This window comes from Paenibacillus sp. N119s, from assembly GCF_059447605.1.
On sequence record NZ_JCAJRU010000253.1, the window covers coordinates 1 to 6940 of the forward strand.

The window sequence follows — 6940 nt, forward strand, 5'->3', positions numbered from 1 at the left end:
ATCGTGAGTATTCAAGTGAAATTGCCGGATGGAGCCGTACGCGAGTACGAGCAGGGCGTAACCATCGCTGACGTGGCCGGTTCGATCAGCTCCGGGCTGAAAAAGAACGCAGTAGCAGGTAAAGTAAACGGGAAGGCTGTCGATCTGAACACCGTTTTGGATCAGAACGTTGACCTTGAAATTATTACGCTGGACAGTGCGGACGGTCTGGAAATTTACCGTCACAGCACAGCGCATTTGCTGGCACAGGCGCTCAAACGCATTTATGGTGAGAAAAATGTGAAGCTGGGTATTGGCCCGGTCATTGACAGCGGCTTCTACTATGACATTGATATCGAAAACCCGTTGTCCGTTGACGATCTGGCGAAGATCGAAAAGGAAATGGCGAAGATTACGCAGGAAAATCTGCCGATTACACGTCGTGTGGTTAGCCGTGAGGAAGCAACTCGCATTTTTGGTGAACTGGAAGATCCATTGAAACTGGAACTGATTCGTGATTTGCCGGAAGAAGCGGAAATTACGATCTATGATCAAGGCGAATTTTTTGACCTGTGTCGTGGCCCGCATTTGCCATCCACTGGTCGTATCAAAGCTTTCAAACTGTTAAGTGTAGCAGGTGCATACTGGAGAGGCGATTCCAATAACAAGATGCTGCAACGTATCTACGGAACAGCATTCCCTAAAAAAGCTCAACTGGATGAGCACCTGCACATGCTGGAAGAAGCGAAAAAACGCGACCATCGCAAGCTAGGTAAGGAACTGGAACTGTTCATGTTCTCCGAAGAAGCACCTGGCATGCCGTTCTACCTGCCTAAAGGTATGGTGGTGCGTACTGCGCTCGAAGATTACTCCCGCGACATTCAACGTCTGCATGGCTATGAAGAAGTACGTACACCGCTGATGATGAACAACCGTCTGTGGGAACAATCGGGACACTATGACCATTACAAAGAAAATATGTACTTCTCCGAAGTAGATGAAACTACATTTGCTCTGAAACCGATGAACTGCCCGGGGCATATGCTTGTGTTTAAAAATGAACTTCATTCTTACCGCGATCTGCCGATTCGTATATCCGAATTTGGGCAAGTGCATCGTCATGAGCTGTCCGGTGCGTTGAACGGTATGATGCGTGTTCGTACATTCTGTCAGGATGATGCGCATATTTTCGTTACACCAGAACAGATTGAAAAAGAGATTACGGACGTAATCAAGCTGATTAACGAAATGTACAGTGTGTTTGGCTTTGAATTCACAGTGGAGTTGTCCACACGTCCAGATGACTTTATGGGCGAGCCAGCGCTGTGGGATCAAGCGGAACAAGCTCTGCAGAACGTGCTGGAACATCTGGGTATGAACTACCGTATTAATGCGGGAGATGGAGCGTTTTATGGTCCGAAAATTGACTTCCACATTCTCGATGCGCTCAAACGCAGCTGGCAGTGCGGAACGATCCAATTGGACTTCCAAATGCCTGAGAAGTTCGACCTCACTTATGTGGGCGAAGACAACCAGAAGCACCGTCCGGTCGTTATTCACCGTGCCATCTATGGTTCGATCGACCGCTTCATGGGCATCCTGACTGAGCATTTTACAGGCGCATTCCCATTGTGGTTGGCTCCTGTTCATGCGAAGCTGTTGCCTGTATCCGAGAACTATATCGAGACTGCCAATGAGGTGCAGGAAGCATTGCTGAAAGCGGGTCTGCGCGTCGAAGTGGATACTCGGAATGAGAAGCTTGGTTATAAAATCCGTGAAGCGCAATTGGAGAAGGTTCCATACATGTTCGTTATCGGGGAAAATGAAAAAACAACCGGTACTGTAGCAGTGCGCAAACGGGGCGAAGGCGATCTGGGATCATTCAGCATTGCAGACATCGTTGAGAAAATAAGCACAGAGATTCGCGAGAAGCAGTAATATTTGATTGAAACAAATGTGTAAAAGAGCCGTCAAAATCAGGATCGTAGTGGTTTTGACGGCTCTTTATTTATACATCATACATAAGTTCCTAAGTTCCAGCACAAGGGGGAACAACCCCATATGAATGCTTTAGTTATCCCGTGCCTGTATGGCTAGCAAGTCTGTGACCTCGAAGTAGCGTGATCTGCGGGAAGGGAGAGTGTCTTCAGAGCTGACTCCTCAGCTCGTTTCCCTGGAGACTCTTCCACATCCTGTTCCTCGCTAAGCGATAAAATTTCCCCGCGCAACTTGAGCATTTTCTGATCCAGTTCGTAGGTTGCACGTGCAGCTTCAGCCAACCCGTTAACCACGTGTTCGGGCACTTTTTTATCAAACTTATAGTACAAAATATGCTCCATACTGGCCCAAAAATCCATAGCCAATGTGCGCATTTGAATTTCGACTTTAATCCAGCGTGTGCCCTCAAACAGGATCAGTGGAATCTCCACAATGACATGTAGACTCTGATAGCCGTTGGGCTTAGGATGGGCAATATAGTCCTTGACCTCCAAAATACGAATGTCTTCCCGTGTGCGGAGGTGATCCATCAGGCGATAGATATCTTTGACAAATGCGCATACCACACGCATGCCTGCGATATCATGAATTTCACGCAATATATTGTCCAGGGTGACCTCATGCCCTTTACGCCGAACCTTCTCTACAATGCTGTGGGGTTCTTTGATCCGGGTTTTAATGTGCTCAATCGGACTAAAACCATCTATTAGCTTCCATTCCGTCTGAATCAGCTTAATTTTGTTCTTTAATTCCTCCAAAGCTAGTTGATAAAGGACAGGGATCTTCTTCCATTCCTCTAGTTGCTTGGCGTCCACACTGTTCTGGTCCAGCTGTAGCTGAAATTCCTGCAAGGGCAAAGGGACAGCATTCAAGTGCTTCCAATCCGGTTCATTCACAGAGCATTCTCCTAAATGAGGCTTACGATGTCCTCGATCTATTTCGTAAAGATGGATTACCGTATATATTGTACACTATGTCAAAACGCACAGGCAAAGGCGAGGCGGACAAAGAAATGAGAAAAAAATAATAATTATTGTGGTAAAACCGAGTAATCCGATGTATAATTGCAAAAATGCTGATTTAAAGCATTAAACTTTTAAAAAAATAGCACAAGTATTGAGTAGTCGTCATTAGACTAAACATAAAAATTACAGAAAATGAGGATGAGAAAAATGGCAAAAGTAGAAAGCTTCCAATTAGACCACACGATTGTAAAGGCTCCTTATGTAAGAGCAGCGGGAGTAGAGCATGATGAAAAAGGAAGCACGGTACAAAAGTATGACCTGAGATTTCTGCAACCGAACGAAGACGCACTGCCAACAGCTGCTGTACACACGCTGGAGCATTTATTGGCGACGTATCTGAGAGATGAAATCAAGGGAATTATCGATATTTCTCCTATGGGCTGCAGAACAGGGTTCTACTTGATTTTATGGAATGAACACGAGCCTGAGGAAATTGCACTCGCTTTGGAAAAAACGCTGAAAAGAATTCTGGAAACGACAGAAGTTCCGGCTGTTACTGCATTGGAATGCGGGAACTACAAGGACCATTCTCTTTTTTCAGCACAGGAATATGTGAAGATTGTATTGGAGGCTGGCATTAGCCGCGATCCTTTCAAAAGAGTATTTTAAAATCTATGATCTCAATAGACCTATCTCATCAAACAGCAGTAGTGACAGGCGGCAAGTCAGGTATAGGCAAAGGGATTGTAGAGCTTTTCATTCAAAGTGGAGCTAAAGTGATTTCTGCTGATATTTCTTATGAAGAGCCGTATAGAGTGGTCCATTCACAGTTGGTCGAAACTCAATTGGACATATCCAAGCCGGATGATATCGAAAGATGGTGCGATTTGCTCATCAGTGAAACGGGAATTCCTGATATATTGGTGAACTGTGCTGGCACTTCTACGATGGATTACGTCATTAATAGTAAGTTAGCTGATTGGGAGAAGGTATTTTCGATCAATTCAACTGGACTGTATGTCGTATCCAAACGGTTTGCCAAGGAAATGGTGGACGCGGGTAAATCGGGACGAATCATCCAAATTGCTTCACAGGCCGGAAAAAATGGATATCGGGCTATGGGGGGATACTGTGCATCCAAACATGCGGTTCTCGGCTTGACCAAGGTGATGGCCATTGAACTAGCTCCGCATCAAATTTTGGTAAATGCGGTTTGTCCCGGTATCGTAGAAACGCCGATGAAGCATCGCGAGCGGATTGAAGGGGGCGTTATTCGCGGAATGACTGCCCAGGAAATATATGAAGAAGATTGTTCGCAGGTACCTCTGGGGAGAACCGCCGAGGTCGAGGATGTCGCCAATGTAGTGCTCTTTCTGGCAAGTCCGCTCTCCGCATATATGACAGGACAAGCGATTAATGTAACAGGTGGAATGACGATGCACTAGCATACTAGTATGATCTGGGGGATAACAACATGAAGAAATCGTTCGTTTTACTATTAGGGATTAGTTTATTACTCATAGCCGCAGGCTGCGGCAATAAAAGTACAGACAGTAACGGCTCCACCTCCGCTTCCGGTTCGGAAACGCAAAAGATAGTCATCGGCTCTATGGGGTCTGACGCTCAGATTTGGAGGCATATTGCCCAATCTCAGGCGGCCAAGGATGCCAAGCTGGATATTGAAGTCAAAGAGATTAACGGCGGAATCGAAACGAACAATGCGACGAGACAAGGCGATGTGGATGTGAATGCGTTCCAATCGTGGGCGTATCTGGTGAGCTATAACAAAGAGAGCAAAGCCGATTTGAAGGCGATAGCCACAACCTATCTGGAGCCGATGGGGATTTATTCGCAAAAATTCAAAAGCATTAATGAAGTGACCGACGGAGCGTTGGTGGCTTTGGCGGACAATCCGGCGAATACAGCAAGAGGTTTGAGGCTGCTGGAAGCCTCCGGTTTAATTAAGCTTAAACCTGATTTTGATGATGCCTTAGGTACAGTCAACGATATTACTAGCAATCCTAAAAACCTGAAATTTGAACTAATCGATGATAAAACAGGTCCGCGCGTGATTCAAGATGTAGGCTTGGTGTTGATTGGGAACACGATTGCTTTGGAAGGCGGTCTGAACGTACTGAAAGATTCCTTGTTCCATGAAGAGATCAGTCAGTCGACAAAGAACAATATTAACGTTCTGGCTACTTCATCCGATAAGGCAAATGATAAGGGACTACAAAAGTTAGCAGATCTCTATCATAACGAGGATACTCAAAAGTACATTAAGGATGAATTTGGCGGTACCAAAGTAGAGGTTAAAGAGCCTGTTTCTTATTTGGAAGGACAAACTGCAAAATAAACAAAAAGAGGTCAGCCAGATTTTCTGGTTGACCTCTTTTTGTTCGTTTGAGGCTTCTATTCGTAATTTCAGTGGTCGTTTTAGGCTTGAGCATGAGTTTCGGCTCGGTAATGCTTGGGGGAGAATCCCTTTATCTTTTTAAAAATTTTTGAGAAGAGTAGAGGATCATTGTAGCCGACTGAACGGGAAATATCGCCTATCGAAAGTTCAGCGTTCCCCATCAATTCACAGGCTTTGTTGATTCTATAGCGAATCAAATAATCCTGAATGCTTGTGTTTACTCGTTGTTTGAATAATGAACATAAATAGCTTCGATTGAGACCGATAAAATGTGCAATATGCTCAATGGTAATTTTCTGAGCATAATTCATTTCGATAAAGTCCTTCACTTTTTCAACGTAAATTTCTGCCCGACCTTCCTTTTGGTCGGAAGACGCTGCCGGACTGAACTCTATAAGCTCCGATAACATTAAGTAAAGCAGCCCGGTCAGTCTGGTTTCCCGACCCTTAGGGCATTCACTTGATACGTTCATTTGCTGCAAATACTGATAAATCAATTGGTCTCCTTCAAAGTAGAGGATTGGTGACGTCATCGTCAGGCCCGCTTGCTTGAGAAGTGTTTCTGCCAGTGTCCCATTAAAACCAAACCAGCAATAAGACCAAGGGTTTATGGCATCAGCTTGATAATAAGTGATGACTTGCGGGCAGATTAGAAACCACTGTCCTTTCCGCAGGCGGTAGCTGAATCCACCGACCTCAAAGATCCCCTCGCCGTCCAAAATATAATGGAGCAAATAGTGATCTCTTATCGCAGGTCCAAAAAAGTGACTAGGTATGCATTCCTCTATGCCAAACTGAGTTAGATACAATTCAGAGTGTTGTTTACTACGTGGCAAATACTCGATCACGGTAAAATCCCCTTATGTAAATTATCAAGCATTATAACATAAATAGTGAGCACCATGCCATGTACTTCATATCTAAAATTAATATATGATTTCTGTAGAACCTATTGCTATATTGTTGGGTCTTACCAAGCTTTACACCATATGAGCTTAGTTGATGACTGTTACAAAATGCTTCTTCTGAGTGCCTTTTTAGGTGTGGATATCTGATGATTATTATTTATGAGAGGGGTTATTTTCCCAATGGGTATCATTGTTCAAGAGCAACCGGGTCTGTTTCATTTACAGTCGTCTGGCATGAGTTATATTATTCAGATTGTCGATGGATTTCCTGTGCATGTATACTGGGGAGACAGGTTGAAGCACCGTGAGCCGATGGCTGATCTATTGCTTCACACTCCCGCGACGGCTGGATTGGATCGGCTGCCGCAAGAATACCCACAGTATGGAAGTGGGGACTTCCGTACCCCGGCGTATCAAGTAGAGCTGGAGGATGGAACTCGCATCACGGAGTTAAAGTATGATGGTTACCGGATCATCAAAGGGAAGCCAGCTTTACCCGGCCTTCCGGCCGTCTATACCGAGAATGAAGCTGAAGCGGATACGTTGGAACTGGAATTAAAAGATGCCTTTTCAGGTCTTAAAGTGGTTCTTCTTTACACTGTCTTTAAGGATCGAAATGTAATCGCCCGTTCGGCTCGTCTGAGTAATGGGGGGGAACAAAATCTTCGACTCCT

Annotated in this window: 7 protein-coding genes; 5 read left to right on the top strand and 2 right to left on the bottom strand. The window is 44.9% G+C overall.

Annotated features, from left to right (window positions below; genetic code table 11):
* Nucleotides 1-3 precede the first annotated feature (3 nt).
* A complete protein-coding gene (gene thrS, locus AC5V8P_RS21760) occupies nt 4-1917 on the top strand; it encodes a threonine--tRNA ligase (protein ID WP_063211862.1) in 1914 nt (637 codons plus the stop codon).
* Between the two features lie 155 nt (nt 1918-2072).
* On the opposite strand, the gene AC5V8P_RS21765 is transcribed toward thrS, so the two are convergent.
* Nucleotides 2073-2873: a GTP pyrophosphokinase gene (locus AC5V8P_RS21765; RefSeq protein ID WP_063211860.1), complete on the bottom strand. Its 801-nt coding sequence runs from the start codon at nt 2871-2873 to the stop codon at nt 2073-2075.
* Between the two features lie 276 nt (nt 2874-3149).
* On the opposite strand from AC5V8P_RS21765, the gene AC5V8P_RS21770 reads away from it, so the two are divergent.
* The 3 genes from AC5V8P_RS21770 to AC5V8P_RS21780 are packed head-to-tail and all read left to right on the top strand — an operon-like array spanning nt 3150 to nt 5298.
* Complete coding sequence (locus tag AC5V8P_RS21770; protein ID WP_013369209.1) at nt 3150-3611, top strand: S-ribosylhomocysteine lyase; 462 nt, start codon at nt 3150-3152, stop codon at nt 3609-3611.
* A gap of 5 nt (nt 3612-3616) precedes the next feature.
* A complete protein-coding gene (locus tag AC5V8P_RS21775; RefSeq protein ID WP_063211858.1) occupies nt 3617-4387 on the top strand; it encodes an SDR family NAD(P)-dependent oxidoreductase in 771 nt (256 codons plus the stop codon).
* Between the two features lie 29 nt (nt 4388-4416).
* Complete coding sequence (locus AC5V8P_RS21780) at nt 4417-5298, top strand: MetQ/NlpA family ABC transporter substrate-binding protein (protein ID WP_063211856.1); 882 nt, start codon at nt 4417-4419, stop codon at nt 5296-5298.
* A gap of 80 nt (nt 5299-5378) precedes the next feature.
* Here AC5V8P_RS21780 and AC5V8P_RS21785 read toward each other — a convergent pair whose 3' ends face one another.
* Nucleotides 5379-6206 carry an AraC family transcriptional regulator gene (locus AC5V8P_RS21785; protein WP_064796672.1) on the bottom strand — a complete coding sequence of 276 codons (828 nt, stop codon included), beginning with the start codon at nt 6204-6206 and terminating at the stop codon, nt 5379-5381.
* A 240-nt stretch (nt 6207-6446) separates the two neighbouring features.
* On the opposite strand from AC5V8P_RS21785, the gene AC5V8P_RS21790 reads away from it, so the two are divergent.
* Nucleotides 6447-6940, top strand: a 494-nt coding sequence (locus tag AC5V8P_RS21790; protein WP_495473854.1) for a glycoside hydrolase family 36 N-terminal domain-containing protein, incomplete at its 3' end; no start/stop codon positions are given.

Bases quoted from the DNA above. Each gene is read 5' to 3' on its own strand.
- AC5V8P_RS21780 (WP_063211856.1), top strand. From the start codon at position 4,417: ATGAAGAAATCGTTCGTTTTACTATTAGGGATTAGTTTATTACTCATA.
- AC5V8P_RS21770 (WP_013369209.1), top strand. From the start codon at position 3,150: ATGGCAAAAGTAGAAAGCTTCCAATTAGACCACACGATTGTAAAGGCT.
- AC5V8P_RS21775 (WP_063211858.1), top strand. From the start codon at position 3,617: ATGATCTCAATAGACCTATCTCATCAAACAGCAGTAGTGACAGGCGGC.